At 66.9% G+C, this 19,614-nt stretch carries 15 protein-coding genes; 14 read left to right on the top strand and 1 reads right to left on the bottom strand.

The genetic code is table 11. The features are described from left to right. Positions 1 to 11 precede the first annotated feature (11 nt). The 10 genes from C2H86_RS00380 (at position 12) to C2H86_RS00335 (ending at position 13,856) form a co-directional block, all read left to right on the top strand. Positions 12 to 728 (top strand): response regulator, encoded by a 717-nt coding sequence (locus tag C2H86_RS00380; RefSeq protein WP_159410955.1) that lies wholly within the window; start codon positions 12 to 14, stop codon positions 726 to 728. Positions 729 to 751: 23 nt separating this feature from the next. Further along, complete coding sequence (locus C2H86_RS00375; protein WP_430738607.1) at positions 752 to 1,489, top strand: substrate-binding periplasmic protein; 738 nt, start codon at positions 752 to 754, stop codon at positions 1,487 to 1,489. Further along, a complete protein-coding gene (locus tag C2H86_RS00370) occupies positions 1,486 to 3,738 on the top strand; it encodes an ATP-binding protein (protein WP_159410953.1) in 2,253 nt (750 codons plus the stop codon). Before C2H86_RS00375 ends, C2H86_RS00370 begins: the two co-directional genes overlap by 4 nt. 126 nt (positions 3,739 to 3,864) lie before the next feature. After that, positions 3,865 to 5,277 carry an amino acid permease gene (locus C2H86_RS00365; RefSeq protein WP_159410952.1) on the top strand — a complete coding sequence of 471 codons (1,413 nt, stop codon included), beginning with the start codon at positions 3,865 to 3,867 and terminating at the stop codon, positions 5,275 to 5,277. A gap of 231 nt (positions 5,278 to 5,508) precedes the next feature. Beyond that, positions 5,509 to 6,300, top strand: a complete 792-nt coding sequence (locus tag C2H86_RS00360) for an enoyl-CoA hydratase/isomerase family protein (RefSeq protein WP_159410951.1) — start codon at positions 5,509 to 5,511, stop codon at positions 6,298 to 6,300. A 36-nt stretch (positions 6,301 to 6,336) separates the two neighbouring features. Continuing rightward, positions 6,337 to 7,497: an acyl-CoA dehydrogenase family protein gene (locus C2H86_RS00355; RefSeq protein ID WP_159410950.1), complete on the top strand. Its 1,161-nt coding sequence runs from the start codon at positions 6,337 to 6,339 to the stop codon at positions 7,495 to 7,497. Positions 7,498 to 7,510: 13 nt separating this feature from the next. Beyond that, the gene (locus C2H86_RS00350) at positions 7,511 to 9,610 is read left to right on the top strand and encodes an acetate--CoA ligase family protein (protein WP_159410949.1); all 2,100 of its coding nucleotides are present in this window, start codon (positions 7,511 to 7,513) and stop codon (positions 9,608 to 9,610) included. 10 nt (positions 9,611 to 9,620) lie between these two features. After that, positions 9,621 to 11,228 (top strand): 5-guanidino-2-oxopentanoate decarboxylase, encoded by a 1,608-nt coding sequence (locus C2H86_RS00345; protein ID WP_159410948.1) that lies wholly within the window; start codon positions 9,621 to 9,623, stop codon positions 11,226 to 11,228. Between the two features lie 29 nt (positions 11,229 to 11,257). Next, positions 11,258 to 12,448, top strand: a complete 1,191-nt coding sequence (locus C2H86_RS00340; protein ID WP_159410947.1) for a pyridoxal phosphate-dependent aminotransferase — start codon at positions 11,258 to 11,260, stop codon at positions 12,446 to 12,448. Further along, complete coding sequence (locus C2H86_RS00335; protein ID WP_159410946.1) at positions 12,441 to 13,856, top strand: aldehyde dehydrogenase family protein; 1,416 nt, start codon at positions 12,441 to 12,443, stop codon at positions 13,854 to 13,856. The genes C2H86_RS00340 and C2H86_RS00335 overlap by 8 nt, the downstream gene beginning before the upstream one ends. Positions 13,857 to 13,918: 62 nt before the next feature. Here C2H86_RS00335 and C2H86_RS00330 read toward each other — a convergent pair whose 3' ends face one another. After that, positions 13,919 to 14,353, bottom strand: coding sequence for an RrF2 family transcriptional regulator (locus C2H86_RS00330; RefSeq protein ID WP_079228574.1), 435 nt, complete (start codon positions 14,351 to 14,353; stop codon positions 13,919 to 13,921). Between the two features lie 187 nt (positions 14,354 to 14,540). On the opposite strand from C2H86_RS00330, the gene C2H86_RS00325 reads away from it, so the two are divergent. The 4 genes from C2H86_RS00325 to C2H86_RS00310 are packed head-to-tail and all read left to right on the top strand — an operon-like array spanning position 14,541 to position 19,611. Further along, positions 14,541 to 16,142, top strand: a complete 1,602-nt coding sequence (locus C2H86_RS00325) for an ABC transporter substrate-binding protein (RefSeq protein WP_159410945.1) — start codon at positions 14,541 to 14,543, stop codon at positions 16,140 to 16,142. Positions 16,143 to 16,183: 41 nt separating this feature from the next. Next, a complete protein-coding gene (locus C2H86_RS00320) occupies positions 16,184 to 17,143 on the top strand; it encodes an ABC transporter permease (protein ID WP_159410944.1) in 960 nt (319 codons plus the stop codon). Between the two features lie 3 nt (positions 17,144 to 17,146). Next, the gene (locus C2H86_RS00315) at positions 17,147 to 17,974 is read left to right on the top strand and encodes an ABC transporter permease (RefSeq protein ID WP_110635404.1); all 828 of its coding nucleotides are present in this window, start codon (positions 17,147 to 17,149) and stop codon (positions 17,972 to 17,974) included. 2 nt (positions 17,975 to 17,976) lie between these two features. Then, positions 17,977 to 19,611: an ABC transporter ATP-binding protein gene (locus C2H86_RS00310; RefSeq protein ID WP_205524588.1), complete on the top strand. Its 1,635-nt coding sequence runs from the start codon at positions 17,977 to 17,979 to the stop codon at positions 19,609 to 19,611. Positions 19,612 to 19,614: the final 3 nt, after the last annotated feature.

Raw genomic sequence — 19,614 nt, 5'->3', positions numbered from 1 at the left:
GACTACCCGCAATGACCTCTCAGGTACTGATCGTCGATGACGATCCGCTGATTCGTGACTTGCTCCAGGCCTACCTGTCCCAGGAAGGCTATACCGTCCACTGCGCCGCCACCGCGGAACAGGCTGAAACGCTGTTGAGCGAGCAGCCGGTGGAGCTAGTGATGCTCGACATCCGTCTGCCCGGCAAGGATGGCCTGACCCTGACCCGCGAGCTGCGGGTGCGCTCGGAAGTGGGGATCATCCTGATCACCGGGCGCAACGACGAGATCGACCGTATCGTTGGCCTGGAATGCGGCGCCGACGATTATGTCAGCAAGCCACTCAACCCCCGCGAACTGGTGTCCCGCGCGAAGAACCTGATCCGTCGCGTGCGCCACGCCCAGGGTGCCCGGCCAGCCAGCGTCGCCACTGCCACCCTCAAGCAGTTCGGCGACTGGTCGCTGGACTGCGACCGCCGCCGCCTGATCGATGCGCAAGGCGGCGAAACCCTGTTGACCCACGGCGAGTTCCAGCTGCTCAGCGTGTTCCTGCGCAACAGCGGCCATACCCTGAGCCGCGACCAGCTGATGGACCAGATCCGCAACCGTGAGTGGGTGCCCAACGACCGTTCCATCGACGTGCTGGTCGGCCGCCTGCGGCGCAAGCTACACGACGACCCCGCCGAGCCCGAACTGATCATCACCATCCACGGTGCCGGCTACCTGTTCACCGCCAGCGTGGCCGCGTGAGTCAGTACCTGTTCGGCCTGCTGATGCTGCTGGCCAGCGCTGCGCTGCAGGCCGCCGAGACCGTGCGCTACTGCGACTACCCGGTGTATCCACCGGTGTCCTGGAGCGATGGCAAGCAGCCGCGCGGGCTGGCGCCAACGGTGGTGCGCGAACTGTTCGGGCGGCTGGGCTACCAGGTCGAGATGGTCGTGCTGGGCAATTGGCAACGCTGCCTGCTCGACGCTGCCGAAGGGCGGGTGGATGTGGTGCTGGCCTACACCTCGGAGCAGCGTGCCAAGGCCATGCGCTTCTCGCAGGTGCCGGTGCTGCGCGAGGAGGTGGCGGTGTTCGCCAACCGTCAGCACCCGCTGCAGTTCGACAAGCTTGAAGACCTGGCTCGCTACCGGGGTGGGCTGTTGTTCGGCGAAAGCTACGGCCCGGCGTTCGACCGCTTCGTCGCGCAGCACCAGAACATCGAGTGGGTCTCGGACAGCGGGCAGAACTTCGGCAAGCTGATTCGCGGGCGTATCGACTTCGTGGTGCAGGAGCGGCGCACCGGCCAGCTGTTCGTCGAGCACCTGCCCGGCGCCTGGGACATCGTCGCGCTGCCTCCGGCGCTGAGTGTCGACTACCTGCGCGTGGCGGTGTCGCGCCACTCGCCGTTGAGCGCGCGCATGGCCGACATCGACGCGCAACTGCAGCAGATGACCGACGCCGGCGAGCTGGAGCGCTGGCTGCATGAAAGTGAGGTCACCTACCGCGACATGGTCAGCCAGCCATGAACCGCCTGCAACCGGGCGGCCTGTTGCGCCGGCTGCTGCTGTTCATCCTGCTGTTCAGCCTGTGCTTCACGGTGCTGGCCAGCAGCGTGCAGCTGTATTTCGAATACCGCCGCGAGATGCGCGAGATCGATGCGCGCATGGCGCTGATCCGCGCCGGCTACCTGGCCAGCCTGGAGCGCAGCCTGTGGGACCTGAACCAGGAGCAGCTGAACGTGCAGTTGCGCGGGCTGGTGGACTTTTCCGATGTGGCGCGGGTGCGCCTGAACAGCGCCGACTTCACCTTGCAGCAAGGTGAGCCGAACCCGCAGGGGCCGCTGCGGGTCGAGCGTTTTGCGCTGGACTACCAGCCACCTTCCGGGCCTGCGCGGCACCTGGGCGAACTGGAAGTGAGCACGGACCTGGGCGCGGTGCACCGGCGGCTGTTCGCCACCGGCCTCACCAGCCTGTTGTGGATGAGCGTGTTCCTCTGCGGCCTGGCGCTGGCGCTCTCTGGGTTGTTCTATCGCCTGGTGACCCGTCACCTGCAGGTCATGGCCGACTTCGCCCGGCGCATCGGTGCCGGGCAATGGCACGAGCCCCTGCGCCTGAACAAGCGCCGTTCGCCCCATACCGACGAGATCGACAGCGTGGCGCTGGCACTGGACGACATGCGCCGGGCGATCCTCAGTGACAGCGAACGCCGCGAAACCGACCGTCTGGCCTTGCAGGACAAGCGCGACGAACTGCAGAAGCAGGTGGAGCGGCGCACGGCGAGCCTGATGCGCGCCAAGGACGATGCCGAAGCGGCCAACCTGGCCAAGTCGCGCTTCCTCGCCACCATGAGCCATGAACTGCGCACACCGCTCAACGGCATCCTCGGCATGGCCGAACTGCTGCGTGGCGCCGGGCTCGCAGCGCCGGACCGCCAGCGCCTCGAGGCGTTGTACAAGGCCGGCGAGGGGCTGCTGAGCATCCTCAACGAAGTGCTGTATTTTGCCCGCCTCGAAGAAGGCGAAAGCCGCCCCGAGGCCGTGGCGTTCTCTCTGCGCCAGTTGTGCGCCGAGGTGGTGACCCTGCTCGAACCCCGCGCGCTGGCCAACGACAGCCTGGTGCTGTGCCGCATCGACCCGCAGCTGGCCGCGTACCAGCACGGCGCCGAGCAGTACTTGCGCCAGGTGCTGAGCAACCTGTTGGCCAACGCCATCAAGTTCACCGAGGGCGGCGAGATTCTCGTCGAAGTGCAAGTGTTGCAGGAGTCACCCGGGCGGCAACGCCTGCGCCTGAGCGTCACCGACGACGGTATCGGCATCTGCGAGGCGATGCAGCCGAAGATCTTCGACCGTTTCGTCCAGGCCAGCGAGGCGGTCGCACGGCGCTATGGCGGCACCGGCCTGGGGTTGGCGATCAGCAAGCACCTGGTCGAGCAGCTGGGCGGGCAGATTGGCGTGCGCAGCCGCGAGGGGGAGGGCAGCTGCTTCTGGCTGGAGCTGGAACTGGAGACGGCGCAGGCGCTCCAGTTCATGGCAGAGGCTGGCCGCGCCGCAGCGCCGCTGCACATCCTGGTGGTGGAAGACGTGGCCCTGAACCGTGAAGTGGTGCGCGGGCTACTGGAGCGTGACGGGCATGAAGTCTGGCTGGCCGAAGATGCCGAGCAGGGCTTGCAGCTGTGTGCTCAGCAACGCTTCGACCTGCTCCTGCTGGATGTACACCTGCCGGGCATCAGTGGCGTGGAGCTGTGTCGACAGCTGCGTGCCGGCGCCACGCCCAACCGCGACACGCGCATCCTGGCGCTAACCGCCAGCGTGCAGCCAGGGCTGGTGCGTGCCTATCTGGATGCCGGCATGCAGGGGGTGCTGGGCAAGCCGCTGAAGCTTGCCAACCTGCGCCAGGCGCTGGCGGGGCAGTGTCAGGAGGAAACGCCGGCCACGTCCGCCTGGCTTGACCACGAGTTGCTGACCACGCACCGCACGCTGCTTGGCGAGCAGAAGTTGCAAGGCCTGCTGGCTGGCTTGCGAGACGGCCTGGCGCAACAGCGCCAGGCCTTGCTCGAAGCGGTCGAGGCGGGGGACTGCACCGAGGTGACCCACCTGGCCCACCGGCTGGCCGGTAGCAGCGATTCCATGGGCTTGTGCGGCCTGGCGGCGAGCTTGCGCCAGCTTGAAGAGCATGCCCTGGCCCGTGACAAGGCGGGTGTGCGCGCCATGGGCCCGTTGCTGGGCGAGCAGCTGCAGCGTGCCGAAAACACCCTGGCCGAACTGCTGCTCGCCTGAGCGACAAAATCCTTACGACTTTTTACATCTTTGATCTTTACGATCAACCGGGCCTTACATCGCTTTCCAATAATCGGACGCAACCGCTGCACACGCGGTCTTCGACGCTTATTGGAGATAATAATAATGAAAGGCCGTAAATCTGAAGGTATCCACCTCACACGGGCATTGAAGAGCCGGCACATCTTCATGCTCTCGCTCGGTGGCGTGATCGGCACCGGGCTGTTCATGGGCTCGGGGGTGACCATCAACCAGGGCGGGCCGGTGGGCGCGATCCTGGCCTATCTGGTCGCCGGTTTCCTGATGTACCTGGTGATGGTCTGCCTGGGTGAACTGTCGGTGCAGATGCCGGTGTCCGGTTCGTTCCAGGCCCATGCGACGAAATTCATCGGCCCGGCCACCGGCTTCATGATCGGCTGGGTGTACTGGATGAGCTGGGCCACCACCGTGGGCCTGGAGTTCACCGCCGCCGGCATGCTGATGACGCGCTGGTTCCCGGAGGTGCCGATCTGGTACTGGTCGGCGCTGTTCGTGGCGGTGCTGTTCGGCATCAACGCCCTGGCCACCCGCGCCTTCGGCGAGGCGGAATACTGGTTCTCCGGGATCAAGGTGGCGGCGATCCTCGGCTTCATCATCGTCGGTGTGCTGGTGATCTTCGGCGGCATTACGCTGAACAGCGGGGCGCCGGCGCCGATGATGACCAACCTGATCGGCGATTCGCTGTTCCCCAATGGCCTGTCGGCGGTGTTCGCGGTGATGATGACCGTGGTCTACGCCTTCCAGGGCTGCGAGATCATGGGCGTGGCGGCGGGCGAGACCGACCAGCCGGAAAAGAGCATCCCGCGGGCCGTGCGCAACGTGGTGTTCCGCGTGCTGATCTTCTACGTGCTGGCGATCGTGGTGCTGTCGGCAATCGTGCCGTGGCAGCAGGCCGGGCTGATGGAAAGCCCGTTCGTGCAGGTGTTCGACATGGTCGGAATTCCTTACGCCGCAGACCTGATGAACTTCGTGATCCTCACTGCGATTCTGTCGGTGGGCAACTCCGGGCTGTATGCCTCCACCCGCATCCTCTGGGCGATGTCCAAGACCGGCATGGCGCCGCGCAGCCTGTCGCCGCTGAGCAGCCGTGGCGTGCCACTGCGCGCCCTGTTCGTCACCTTGTGCTTTGCGCTGGTGTCGTTGCTGACCAGCTTTGTCGCCGCCGACACCCTGTTCATGGTGCTGATGGCGGTGAGCGGCATGGCCGGCACGGTGACCTGGATCGTCATTGCCCTGGCGCAGTACCGCTTCCGCAAGCAGTTCTTGCGTGAGGGTGGCCAGTTGAGCGACCTCAAGTACCGCGCGCCGCTGTACCCGCTGGTGCCATTGCTGTGCATTACCTTGTGCAGCTCGCTGTTTGTGTTCCTGGCGATGGATGAGACGCAGCGGCCTTCGCTCTATTGGGGCTTTGGTTTCATTGCGCTGTGCTATGCGGCGTACTTCCTGGTGCAGCGCAAGCGTCAGGGGGTGGGGTTGGAGCCGGAAATGCCGGCAGCCTGAACCATCCACTGGGGCCGCTTTGCGGCCCCAGCGATTGTGGGCAGTTGTACAAAGTTGTAACAGCGCGGACCCGTACCGCTCTGAGTGTCAATAAAAATGATTATAAATCATATATTTAAGCAATTTTGCACGACGTTACAGTGCATTCTCCTCGCCAATTGCCTCCTTGTTGAACACTCGTTTAGCATGAGCCTCACCTCTCACAGCAATCACAATAATCCGAGGCCCGTCATGACCGCTCCGTCGTCCCTACTCACCCAGGTTGAAGCCGGCGTTGCCTGGATCACCCTGAACCGCCCCGAGCAGCGCAACGCGCTGGACATCCCCACCCTGAAGCAGCTGCACGCCACCCTCGAGGCGTACAACCTCGACCCGGCCGTGCGCGTGGTGGTGCTGACCGGCACAGGCCGCAGCTTCTGCGCCGGCGCCGACCTTGCCGAATGGGCCGAAGCCGAAGCCCGTGGTGCACTGGAAACCTACGGCTGGACCGAAACCGCCCACGCCCTGATGCACTGCCTGCACACCCTGGACAAGCCCACCATCGCTGCCATCAACGGCACCGCCGTCGGCGCCGGCATGGACCTGTCGCTGTGCTGCGACCTGCGCCTGGCCGCCCAGTCGGCCCGGTTCAAGGCCGGCTACACCAGCATGGCCTACTCGCCGGATGCCGGCGCCAGCTGGCACCTGCCACGGCTGATCGGCAGCGAACAGGCCAAGCGCCTGCTGTTCCTCGACGAGCTGTGGGGCGCCGAACGTGCCCTGGCGGCCGGCCTGGTCGGTGAAGTGGTCGCCGACGACCAGTTGCCCACTGCCACCGCCGACCTGGCGGCACGCCTGGCCCAGGGGCCGACCTTCGCCTACGCCCAGACCAAGCGCCTGATGCGCGACGGCGCCTCGCGCAGCCTGGCCGAGCAGCTCACTGCCGAGCTGGCTGCCGGCCTGCTCTGCGGGCGCAGCGCCGACGGCGCCGAGGCCTTGCGCGCAGCCACGGAAAAACGCGCACCACGTTTCAGCGGCAAATAAGCACGCTCTCTTTCCCCGCTTACCCAGGAACAGGCCATGAATTTCCAACTGACCCAAGAACAAGAAATGTTGGTGGATGCCGTACGCAGCTTCGTCGCCAAGGAGCTGTTGCCCCATGAAGAAGCCGTGGACCGTGCCGACGAAGTGTCCCCGGAACTCGCCGCGCAGATCCGTGGCAAGGCCATCGCCGCCGGCTTCTACGCCTTCAACATGCCCGAGGAAGTCGGTGGCGGCGGCCTCGACTACCTGTCCCAGGCCCTGATCGAGCGCGAGCTGTCGAAGGTTTCCTGGGCGCTGCACGTGTTCGTCGCCCGGCCTTCGAAGATCCTCATGGCCTGCACCGGCCAGCAGGTCGAGGACTACCTGCTGCCGTGCATTCGTGGCGAAAAGACCGATTGTTTCGCCCTGACCGAACCGGGCGCCGGCTCCGACGCCAACTCGATCAAGACCCGCGCCGTGCGTGAAGGCGACGACTTCGTGATCAATGGCAGCAAGCACTTCATCAGCCATGCCGGGCACGCCGACTTCGCCATCGTCTTTGCCGTCACCGACACCTACGAGCACAACGGCCGCAAGCGCAACGCCGTCACCGCCTTCCTGGTCGACCGCGGCACCCCGGGCATGACGATCCGCCGTGGCCCGAAATGCGTGAGCAACCGTGGCTACCACACCTACGAGCTGTTCTTCGACGACTGCAAGGTGCCGGCCGCCAAGGTGCTCGGTGAAGTCGGCAAGGGCTGGGACGTGGCCAACGCCTGGCTCACCGCAGGCCGGGTCATGGTCGCTGCCAACTGCGTCGGCCAGGCCCAGCGGGCGCTGGACGTGTCGCTGCAATGGGCCGCCGACCGCAAGCAGTTCGGCCAGCCGATCGGCACCTACCAGGGCGTGTCGTTCAAGCTCGCCGACATGGCCACGCAGATCCGCGCCGCCGAACTGCTGACCCTGCACACCGCCTGGAAGATGGACCAGGGCAACATGACCGACGGCGAGGCGGGCATGGCCAAGCTGTTCGCCAGCGAAGTGCTCGGCAAGGTCGCCGACGAAGCGGTGCAGATCTATGGCGGCATGGGCCTGATGGACGAAGGACCGGTCGAACGCATCTGGCGCAACGCACGCATCGAGCGGATCTGGGAAGGCACCTCGGAGATCCAGCGGCACATCATCTCGCGCGAACTGCTGCGCCCACTGCTGCGCTGATCGGAGCATCCCCATGTCGCAAGCCATTCGTGACAACCTCAAACGCCTGCTGGCCCCCCGGCACCTGGCTTTCGTCGGCGGGCGCAGCATGGCCCGTGCGCTCAAGCGCTGTGCCGAGGGCGGCTACCCGGGCCAGATGTGGCTGGTCAACCCGCAGCAGGACAGCATCGACGGCGTGCCCTGTGTGCGCAGCGTGACCGTGCTGCCCTGCGCGCCGGATGCGGTGTTCATCGCCACCAACCGCGAACTGACCCTGACCTGCGTCGCCGAGCTTGCCGCCAAAGGCGCGGGCGGGGCGATCTGCTATGCCTCGGGCTTCGCTGAAAGCGGCGCCGAGGGCCAGGCACTGCAACAGCAGCTGCTTGAAGCCGCCGGCGACATGGCACTGCTCGGGCCCAACTGCTACGGCCTGCTCGACTACCTGCACAGTGCCGCCCTGTGGCCGGTGGCCCACGGTGGCAAGGCGGTGGACAAGGGCGTGGCGGTGCTGACCCAGAGCGGCAACTTCGCCTACAACCTGTCGATGAGCGACCGCTCGCTGCCGGTGGCCTACATGGCTTCGGTCGGCAACCAGGCGCAACTGGGCATCGCCGAACTGATGGACGTGCTGCTCGATGAACCCCGGGTCACCGCCATCGGCCTGCACCTGGAAGGCCTGAGGAACGTGCCAGGCTTTGCCCGTGCCGCGCACAAGGCGCTGGAAAAGGGCATCCCGATCGTCGCGCTGAAGACCGGGGTGTCGCAGATCGGCGCCGAACTCGCATTGAGCCACACCAGCTCGCTGTCCGGCTCCGACGCCCTGTACGACAGCCTGTTCGAGCGCCTGGGGGTGATCCGCGTCAGCGGCCCGGTGAGTTTCGTCGAAACCCTCAAGGCCGCCGCCTGCGGCAACCTGCCCAAGGGCCCCAGCCTGATCGCGCTGGCCTGCTCGGGCGGCGATGCCGGGCTGATCGCCGACTACAGCGAATGCAACCAGCTGAGCCTGCCGGCCCTGGACGCCGGCCAGGTCGAAGAGCTGGCCCAGGTACTGCCGGCCTACGCCAACCTGGTCAACCCGCTGGACTTCACCACAGCTATCTGGGGCGATGGCCCGGCCAAGGCGCGCATGCTCGACAGCGCCCTGCGCAGCGACGCCGATGCGGCGATGCTGGTGCTCGATTACCCCGCCGAGTTCACCGGCGAACGCAAGGAATGCGACCTGCTGCTGGAGCTGTACTGCGCGGCGCTCAAGCGCCATGGCAAGACCGGCTTCGTTACCTCGGCCTTCCCCGAACTGCTGCCAGCCAGCGCCCGCGAGCGCCTGCACGCGGCCGGGGTACCGGCGCTGCAAGGGGTGGAGGATGGCCTGGCAGCCTGGGGCCGGGTTGCCCGTTACGCGCAACAGCGCCCGGCCTTGCTGGCGCTGGGCGAATCGGCGCTGGTACCGCTGTGCCCGCAGCCGCTGGCCGGCGACAGCCGCCTGCTCAACGAGTGGGATTCCAAACAGGCCCTGCGCGGCTTCGGCCTGCCCATTCCGAATGGCGTGCTGAGCAGCCCGCAGCGCGCGCTGGCCGATGCCGGCCAGGTGGGCTTCCCGCTGGTGCTCAAGGCCGTCAGCGCGCAGTTGCCGCACAAGACCGAAGCCGGTGCGGTAGCGCTGAACCTGGCCGACGAGGCAGCCCTCGGCCTCGCCCTTGAGCAGATGCGCACGCGCATTGCCGCTTATGCGCCGGGCGTCGCCTTCGACCAGGTGTTGCTCGAACCCATGGCCGGCGCGCCGCTGGCCGAGCTGATCGTCGGCATCAAGCGCGAGGCAGACTTCGGCCTGGCGCTGGTGATCGGTGCCGGCGGCATCCTGGTCGAGCTGCTCAAGGACAGCAACAGCCTGCTGCTGCCGACCACCGACGGCGCCATCCGCAAAGCCGTGCTCGGCCTGCGCAGTGCGGCCTTGCTGCAAGGCTTCCGTGGCAAACCGGCGGCCGACCTGGATGCACTGGTCGCCGCCATTCGCGCGGTGGCCGACTACGCCTGCGAAAACGCCAGCCAGCTGCTGGAGCTGGATGTGAACCCATTGATGGTCGGTGCCAATGGCACCACGGCGGTCGATGCCTTGATCCGCCTCGGCCAAGTGTAAGGACATGAACATGACCCACCCCACACTCACGGGCGGCCAGGCACTGGTGCGCCTGCTGGCCAACTACGGCGTCGACACCGTGTTCGGCATCCCCGGCGTGCACACCCTGGAGCTGTACCGCGGCCTGCCCGGCAGCGGCATTCGCCACGTCCTCACCCGGCACGAGCAGGGCGCCGGCTTCATGGCCGACGGCTATGCCCGGGTCAGCGGCAAGCCGGGCGTCTGCTTTGTCATCACCGGCCCCGGTGTGACCAACGCAGCCACCGCCATCGGCCAGGCCTACGCCGACTCGATTCCGCTGCTGGTGATCTCCAGCGTCAACCACACCGCCAGCCTGGGCAAAGGCTGGGGCTGCCTGCACGAGACCCAGGACCAGCGCGCCATGACCGCGCCGATCACCGCCTTCTCGGCCGTGGCGCTGAAGGCTGAAGACCTGCCAGAGCTGATCGCCCGCGCCTATGCCGTGTTCGACAGCGAGCGCCCGCGCCCGGTGCATATCTCGGTGCCGCTGGACGTACTGGCTGCGCCTGTGGCGCGAGACTGGAGCAATGAAGTGGTGCGCCGCCCCGGTCGCGGCCCGGCCAGCCTCGACAGCCTGCAACAGGCGGCGGCCAGACTGGCGGCGGCGAAGCGCCCGATGATCATTGCCGGCGGGGGTGCCCTGCAGGCGGGCGCCGAGTTGCAGCAGCTGAGCACACGCCTGGCGGCGCCACTGTTCACCAGCGTCGCCGGCAAGGGCCTGATGCCGCTGGACTCGCCGCTCAATGCTGGCTCCACCCTGTGCGTGGAGCCGGGCTGGGCGCTGATCGCCGAGGCCGACGTGGTGCTGGCGGTCGGCACCGAAATGGCCGACACCGACTTCTGGCGCGAGCGTCTGCCGCTGACCGGCGAGCTGCTGCGGGTGGATATCGACCCGCGCAAGTTCAACGATTTCTACCCCTGCGCGCTGGCGTTGCACGGCGATGCCCGGCAGACCCTGGCGGGGCTGCTCGAGCACTTGCCGGACGGCGTACGCGATGCGACCCAGGCAAGCGCAGCAGTGGCCCGCCTGCGGGTTGCCGTGCAGGCGAACCACGGCCCTCTGCAGGCGATCCACCAGGCGATCCTGCAGCGGGTCGCGGCCGAGCTGCCAGAAAACGCCTTCATCAGCACCGACATGACCCAGCTGGCCTACACCGGTAACTATGTGTTCAACAGCCGGGCCCCGCGCAGCTGGCTGCACCCGACCGGTTACGGCACCCTCGGCTACGGCCTGCCGGCCGGTATCGGCGCCATGTTCGCCACGGCCGACCGCCCAGGCCTGGTGCTGGTGGGCGACGGTGGTTTCCTCTACACGGCGCAGGAGCTGGCGACCGCGGTCGAGGAGCTGGACCGCCCGCTGGTGGTGCTGCTGTGGAACAACGACGCGCTGGGGCAGATCCGCGACGACATGCTCGACCTGAACATCGAGCCCATCGGCGTCTTGCCGCGCAACCCGGACTTCGCCGGCCTGGCCCGCGCCTTCGGTTGCACGGTCGCGCAGCCGCAAAGCCTCGACGAACTGCAACGCGACCTGCGCGGCGGCTTTGCCCGCAACGGCGTGACCCTGATCGAGCTCAAGCACGCCTGCGCGCGCTGAGCCCACCCCGCACAACAGGACGACCAGCCATGCGATTTTCTTCATTGACCCAACGGATCGCCGGTGACGGCGCCGCCGCCTGGGAGATCCACTACCGCGCCCTGGCCATGCTCGAGCAGGGCCGCGACGTACTGCTGCTGTCGGTCGGCGACCCGGACTTCGACACCCCGGCACCGATCGTCCAGGCGGCCGTGGCCAGCCTCGAGGCCGGCAACACCCATTACGCCGATGTGCGCGGCAAGCGCAGCCTGCGCGAGGCCATCGCCCGTCGCCACCAGCAACGCAGCGGCCAGGCGGTCAGCGCCGACCAGGTGACGGTGCTGGCGGGGGCGCAGTGCGCGCTGTTCTGCGTCGCGCAATGCGTGCTGGAGCCGGGCGATGAAGTGATCGTCGCCGAGCCGATGTATGTCACCTACGAAGCGGTGTTCGGTGCCTGCGGTGCCAAGGTGGTGCCGGTGCCGGTTCGCCCGGAGCATGGCTTCCGCGTGCAACCCGAGGACGTCGCCGCACGGGTCACCCCGCGCACTCGTGCCCTGGCGCTGAACAGCCCGCACAACCCCTCCGGTGCCAGCCTGCCGCGCAGCACCTGGGAGGCCCTGGCCGAACTGTGCATCGCCCATGACCTGTGGTTGATCAGCGACGAGGTCTACAGCGAGTTGTTGTTCGAAGGCGAGCACGTCAGCCCCGCCAGCCTGCCGGGCATGGCCGAGCGCACGGCGACGCTGAACAGCCTGTCCAAGTCCCATGCCATGACCGGTTGGCGGGTCGGCTGGGTGGTCGGCTCGCCGGCGCTGTCCGGGCACCTGGAGAACCTGGCACTGTGCATGCTCTACGGCTCGCCGGACTTCATTCAGGATGCTGCGGTGGCCGCGCTGGAGCAGCCCTTGCCGGAACTGGACGGCATGCGCGACGCCTACCGCCAGCGCCGCGACCTGGTGTGCGAGCGCCTGGCGCACTGCCCGGGCTTGCGGGCACTCAAACCCGATGGCGGGATGTTCGTGATGGTCGATATCCGCGAGACCGGGCTCAGCGCACAAGCCTTCGCCGACCGCCTGCTCGACCAGCATGGGGTGTCGGTGCTGGCCGGTGAAGCGTTCGGCCCGAGTGCGGCCGGGCATATCCGCCTGGGCCTGGTGCTTGGCGCCGAACCCCTGGGCGAGGCCTGCCGGCGCATTGCCCTGTGCGCCAGTGAACTGATGGAGGCGCAACGCAATGCGTGAATACAGCCGCCTGTTCATCGATGGCCGCTGGCAGCCACCAGTGGGGCAGGGCATGGCCGAGGTGATCGACCCGGCCAGCGAAGCGGTTGCCGGCAAGGTGCCGCTGGGTAACGAAGACGATGTGGAACGCGCCGTCAACGCGGCGCGCAGGGCGTTTGCCGGCTGGTCACGCACACCGTCCGGCGTGCGCGCCGGGTTCATTCGCGCCCTGGCCGAACAGCTCAAGGCGCGGGCCGACGAGATGGCGGCGGTGATCACCACCGAGCTGGGCATGCCGGTGCAGTGGTGTCGGCAGGTGCAGGTCGACGGGCCTATCGTCGGTCTGGAGCAGTACATCGAGCTGGCCGGCAGGATGGATGAGGTGCGCGAAGTCGGTAACTCGCTGCTGTACCGCGAGGCGGTGGGTGTGTGCGCATTCATCAACCCCTGGAATTACCCGCTGCATCAACTGATCGGCAAGCTGGCACCGGCCTTGGCTGCGGGCTGCACGGTGGTGGTCAAGCCGAGCCAGGAAACCCCGCTGCATGCCTTCCTGCTGGCGGAAATGATCGAGGCCATCGGGCTGCCGGCCGGGGTGTTCAACCTGGTCAGCGGGCCGGGGGCCAAGGTCGGTGAGGCGCTGGCGCGACACCCGCTGGTGGACATGGTCTCGTTCACCGGGTCTACCGGGGCGGGTGTGCGGGTTGCCCAGGCGGCAGCGCCGTCGGTGAAGCGGGTGTGCCTGGAGCTGGGCGGCAAGTCGCCGTTCCTGATCACCGCCGACGCCCCGCTCGAAGCAGCGGTGCGCCATGGCGTGCAGGACGTGATGATCAACTCGGGGCAGACCTGCACGGCGCTGACGCGCATGCTGTTGCCGGCTTCGCGCTATGCCGAGGCCGTGGAGATCGCCGTGGACGAGGCCCGTGGCCTGGTGATGGGCGATCCGCAGGACCCGCGCAGTTTCCTCGGGCCGATGTGTTCGGCCGGGCAGCGGCGCACGGTCCGGGAGTACATACGGGTGGGGCAGGAAGAGGGCGCGCGGCTGGCCTGTGGCGGGGAGACGGCTGCGGGCTTCGAGCGTGGGTTCTATGTACCGCCGACGCTTTTCGCCGACGTCGACAACCGCATGCGCATTGCCCAGGAGGAAATCTTCGGGCCGGTGCTGTGCCTGATTCCCTACGCCGACGAGGCCGAGGGCATTGCCCTGGCCAACGACTCGCCGTTCGGGCTGTCCAGCGCGGTATGGGCCGGTAGCCGCGACAGGGCGCTGCAACTGGGCCGCCAGCTGCGTGCGGGGCAGTGCTTCGTCAATGGCGGGGCGTTCAATTACCAGGCACCGTTCGGCGGCTACAAGCAGTCGGGCAATGGCCGCGAGTGGGGGGAGGAGGGCCTGCACGAGTTCGTCGAGGTGAAGGCCATTCAGCTCTGAATGTCCCGAAAGCTGGCGCGGTCCATCCTGTGGGAGCCGCGCCAGTTCTCAGAAACTGGCGTTCAGGCCGTATGTTCCTTGGGCGTATCAAACGCCACGAACAACTGGTCGGCCGTGATCGCCCCCAGGTCCAGGCGCATGTTCTGCTCCAGCATCGCAAACAGCCGGGTGAACACTTCGTACACCTTGCAGTGGTCTTCGAGCCCGGCAAACGGGTTGTCGATCTTCTCGGCGATCAGCGAGCTTTCCTGCACCGCGTCATACACCTCGCGCAGGGTGATCTCTTGCGGTGCGCGGGCCAGGGTCACGCCGCCCTGGGCGCCGCGATAGGAGGTCAGGATATTGGCCTTGACCATCTGCGACACCATCGAGCGCACGCGGGTCGGGTGCACCTTGACCCATTTGGCGATGGTCTCGGTGCGCAGCTTCTGCGGGGCATTGGCCGCCACGAACGAAAGGATGTACGAGGCGGTGATGAGTCGGGTCGATTGGCTCATGGGGCAAAGGCTCCCTGCGAAAACGTCAATGGTACACCAGTGAAAAAGCCCGGTATCGGGCGCTGGAAATCAGCTTGTCCTGCCGCTAATGTATTTGTTACGGTAACAATTACAAATTGTAAACAGCTTCTACGCAATCCGCTTTGACCGAACAACAATTTCTTGCGGTTCAACAGGGGCAAATGCCATGAGCGATAACAACAAGAACAATCCTCACGCCATTCTCGACGGCGGCCTGCCGCGCCGGGATTTCCTCAAGTACAGCGCGGCCGCTGCGGCCATCGCCGGGGCGTTCTCCCTCGGCCTGCCGCTGCCTGGCCATGCCGAAGAGGCCACGCCAAAGCCGGGCGGCACCTTGCGCCTGGGCCTGGCTGGGGGCAGCACCACCGACTCCAAGGACCCCGGCTCGTGGGTCGATACCTTCACCTTCATCGGCTTCTCGGCGGTGTACAACACCCTCACCGAAATTTCCGTGGAAGGCACTGCCATCCCTGAGCTGGCCGAGCGCTGGGAGTCGAGCCCCGACGCCAAGGTCTGGACCTTCACCCTGCGCCAGGGCGTGACCTTCCACAACGGCAAGGCCCTCAGCGCCGACGACGTGGTGGCCTCGATCCAGCACCATCTGGGCGACAAGTCGACCTCCGCCGCCAAGACCGTGCTGGGCGATGTCGCCAAGGTGAGCGCCAGCGCCCCCGACACCGTGGTGTTCGAGCTGCACTCGGGCAACGCCGACTTCGCCTACGTGGTCGCCGACTACCACCTGGTGATCATGCCCGCCAAGGATGGCCTGGCCGACTGGCAGGCCGGGGTCGGCACCGGCGGTTACCGCATCAAGGGCTTCGAGCCGGGCGTGCGCATGGACCTGGAGCGCAGCCCGGACTACTGGAAGCCGGGCAGGGCGCATTTCGCCAGCGCCGAGCTGATCGCCATCGCCGACGGCGCCGCACGGGTCAACGCCCTGGTCACCGGCAAGGTCGATGTGATCAACAAGGTCGACCTCAAGACCGTGTCGTTGCTCAAGCGCAACCCGAAGCTGGTGATCGAGGAAACCAAGGGCGCCCAGCACTACACCTTCCCGATGCTCACCGACAGCGAGCAGTTCCGCGACAACAACGTGCGCATGGCCCTCAAGCACGCGATCAATCGCGAGACCCTGCTGGCCTCGGTGCTCTACGGCTATGGCCAGGTCGGCAACGACCACCCGCTGCAGCCGGCCAACCGCTTCATCAACCCGGCGCTGGAACAGCGCGTCTACGACCCGGACAAGGCCCGCTTCTACCTGCGCCAGGCCGGCATGGACAGCCTCAAGGTGCGCCTGCAGGCCTCCGATGCCGCCTACAGCGGCGCGGTGGATGCCTCGGTGCTGTTCAAGGAGCAGGCGCGCCAGGCCGGCATCGACATCGACGTGGTGCGCGAACCCGCCGATGGGTTCTTCACCAACGTATGGATGAAACAGCCGTTCACCACCTCGTTCTGGTACTCCAGCCTCACCGCCGACCGCATGTTCAGCATCGGTTACGCCAAGGGCGCGGCGTGGAACGAGACCCACTGGGACAACCCGCGCTTCAACCAGCTGCTTAACGCCGCCCGTGGCGAGATGAACGAGCCGCTGCGCCGCGAGATGTACAACGAGATGCAGGCGCTGTGCCGCGACGACGGCGGGGCGATCGTGCCGCTGTTCGCCAGCTCCGTCGCCGCCCGTTCCAGCCGTGTGGCCCATGGCCCGCTCACCGCGCCTTACGGCGAGCTGGACGGCCTGCGGGTGATCGAGCGCTGGTGGCAGGCCTGAGCCGCTGACGTTTCGCAAGCATCCAGACGAGGAGTGGTACGGTGAACAATCTTGGCAAACTGCTTGTGCAGCGGCTGGCCCTGGGCCTGTTGTCGCTGTTTGCGGTCTCGGTGGTGATCTTCCTGGCAGTCAGCCTGCTGCCAGGCGACATCGCCCAGGCCATGCTCGGCCAGTCGGCCACCCCGGAAACCGTGGCGGCCCTGCGCGCCCAGCTGGGGCTGGACCTGTCGCCGGTGCAGCGTTTCGTGCAGTGGGCGTGGCGCCTGTTGCACGGTGACCTGGGGGTGTCGCTGGCCAACCAGCGGCCGATCGTCGAACTGGTCGGTACGCGGCTGGGCAACACCTTCAGCCTGGCCTTGCTGGCGGCGCTGTTCTCGGTGCCGACGGCGTTGCTGCTGGGCATGCTCGCGGCGCTGTACCGCAACAGCTGGTTCGACCGCCTGCTCAATACCGGCGCCTTGAGCGCCGTGTCGTTCCCCGAGTTCTTCGTTGCCTACCTGCTGATCCTGGTGTTCGCAGTGAAGCTCGAATGGCTGCCGGGCATCTCCAGCCTGCCCGCAGATGCCTCGCTGGGTGAAGTGCTGGAAGTCTCGGTGCTGCCGGTGGCGACCCTGAGCCTGGTGGTGATCGCGCAGATGATGCGCATGACTCGCGCCTCGCTGATCAACCTGCTGGCCAGCCCCTATATCGAGATGGCCCGGCTCAAGGGCGTGTCGCCGGCGCGGGTGATCTTCAAGCATGCCTTGCCCAATGCCCTGGCGCCGATCGTCAACGTGGTGGCGCTGAACCTGGCGTACCTGGTGGTGGGCGTGGTGGTGGTGGAAGTGGTGTTCGTCTACCCCGGGCTCGGCCAGTTGCTGGTGGACTCGGTGGCCAAGCGCGACATCCCGGTGGTGCAGGCCTGCAGCCTGATCTTCGCCGGCACCTACATCCTGCTCAATACCGGCGCCGACGTGCTGTCGATCGCCAGCAACCCACGCCTGATGCATCCTAAGGGGTAGACCATGAGCCTGTTCACACCTGTGCTGCGCGCGCCCCTGAGTGCCAAGTTCGGCCTGCTGGTGATCGTTGCCTACACCGTGGTGGCGCTGTTCGCGCCGCTGCTGGCGCCTTATGGCGAAACCCAGGTGGTCGGCGAGGGCTTCGCGCCGTGGAGCCCGCAGTTCCTGCTGGGCACCGACAACCTTGGCCGCGACACCTTCAGCCGCCTGCTGTTCGGCGCCCGCAACACCCTGGGCATCGCCTTCCTGACCACCAGCCTGGCGTTCCTGCTGGGCGGCCTGTGCGGGCTGGTCGCGGCCATCAAGGGTGGCTGGATCGACCAGGGCCTGTCGCGCCTGGTGGACATCCTGATGGCCATCCCGCAACTGATCTTCGCCTTGCTGATCCTCAGCGTGGTCGGCACCACGGCCACCTCGCTGGTACTGGTGATCGCCCTGCTCGACGCCACGCGGGTGTTCCGCCTGTCGCGGGCGGTGGCCATGAACGTGGTGGTGCAGGACTTCGTCGAGGCCGCACGGCTGCGCGGCGAAGGGCTGTGGTGGCTGGTCACCCGTGAAGTGCTGCCCAATGCCGCCGCGCCGCTGATTGCCGAATTCGGCCTGCGCTTCTGCTTCGTCTTCCTGTTCATCAGCGCCTTGTCGTTCCTCGGCCTCGGCATCCAGCCGCCGACTGCCGACTGGGGCAGCATGGTGCGTGACAACGCGGTGCTGATCACCTTCGGTGACATCAGCCCGCTGCTGCCGGCCCTGGCGGTGGCGTTGATCACGGTGAGCGTGAACTTTGTCGTCGACTGGGTGCTGCACCTGTCCAGCGGCCTGAAGGAGTGCTGAGCATGAACCCTGATACCTTGCTGGAAATCCGCGGCCTGCGCATCGAAGGCCACCATGACGACGCCTGGCACCCGCTGATCAAGGGCATCGACCTGACCTTGAAGCGCGGCGAGGTGCTGGGTCTGATCGGTGAGTCCGGTGCCGGCAAGTCGACCCTGGGCCTGGCCGCGATGGGCTACGTGCGCGACGGCTGCCGGATCACCGGCGGCAGCGTGTGCTTCGATGGCATTCTGTTGCTCGAGTGCAGCGCCGAAACCCTGCGCAAGCTGCGCGGCCTGCGCATCGCCTATGTGGCGCAGAGCGCTGCCGCCTCGTTCAACCCGGCGCACCGGCTGATCGACCAGCACGTGGAAACGGCCGTGACCAACGGCGGCATCGACCGCGCCAAGGCCGAGGCCGAGGCGGTGGAGCTGTACCGCATCCTGCGCCTGCCCGACCCTGAGCACATCGGCCAACGTTACCCGCACCAGCTGTCCGGCGGCCAGTTGCAGCGGGTGATGACCGCCATGGCCATGGCCTGCCACCCAGACCTGATCATCTTCGACGAACCGACCACGGCGCTGGACGTCACCACCCAGATCGAGGTGCTGGCGGCGATCCGCGACGCAGTGAAAACCTTTGGCAGCGCCGCGCTGTACATCAGCCATGACCTGGCGGTGGTGGCGCAGATGGCCGACCGCATCATGGTGCTGCGCCACGGCAGCCTGGTGGAGGAGGCGCAGACCCGCCACATGCTCAGCGCCCCGCAGCAGGAATACACCCAGTCGCTGTGGGCGGTGCGCAACTTCCACACCACGGCCAAGGCCCGCCCGGGAAATGAAAAACCCTTGCTGGAAGTGCGCAACGCCGATGCCCGCTATGGCCAGCAGCCGGTGCTGCACGATGTGTCGCTGAAGCTCTATCGCGGCCAGACCCTGGCGGTGATCGGCGAGTCCGGCAGCGGCAAGAGCACCACCGCGCGCCTGATCAGCGGCCTGCTGCCGCCGACCTCGGGCCAGGTGCTGTATGACGGCGAGGCCTTGCCGGCCGACTACCGCCAGCGCAGCAAGGAGCAGCTGCGGCGCATCCAGATGATCTACCAGATCCCCGACACTGCGCTCAACCCACGCCAGCGCATCGTCGACATCATCGGCCGGCCGCTGAGCTTCTACCTGGGGCTCAAGGGCAAGGCGCTGCGCGAGCGGGTTGCCGAACTGCTGCGGATGATCGACCTGGAACCGACCAAGTACATGGACCGCCTGCCACGCGAGCTGTCGGGCGGGCAGAAGCAGCGGATCTGCATTGCCCGTGCCCTGGCCGCCGAGCCCCAGCTGATCATCTGCGACGAAGTGACCTCGGCCCTCGACCAGTTGGTGGCCGAGGGCGTGCTGAAACTGCTCGACCGCATCCAGCGCGAGCTGGGCGTGGCCTACCTGTTCATTACCCACGACGTGGCCACCGTGCGCGCCATCGCCGACGAGGTGCTGGTGATGCAGCGCGGGCGGGTGGTCGACCAGGGCAGCCGCGAAGCGATCTTCCAGCCGCCGCACCGCGACTACACCGGGTTGCTGTTCTCCTGCGAGCCCGAGATGGACCCCGACTGGCTCGACCGTCTGCTGGCGGCGCGCAACTCCAATACCCCTTTGGCTACTGTTTGAGGA

This window comes from Pseudomonas putida (genome assembly GCF_009883635.2).
Lineage (GTDB): Bacteria > Pseudomonadota > Gammaproteobacteria > Pseudomonadales > Pseudomonadaceae > Aquipseudomonas > Aquipseudomonas putida_W.
Note: the sequence above shows the minus strand (reverse complement) of the source record. Positions and strands in the feature narration are given on the sequence as shown.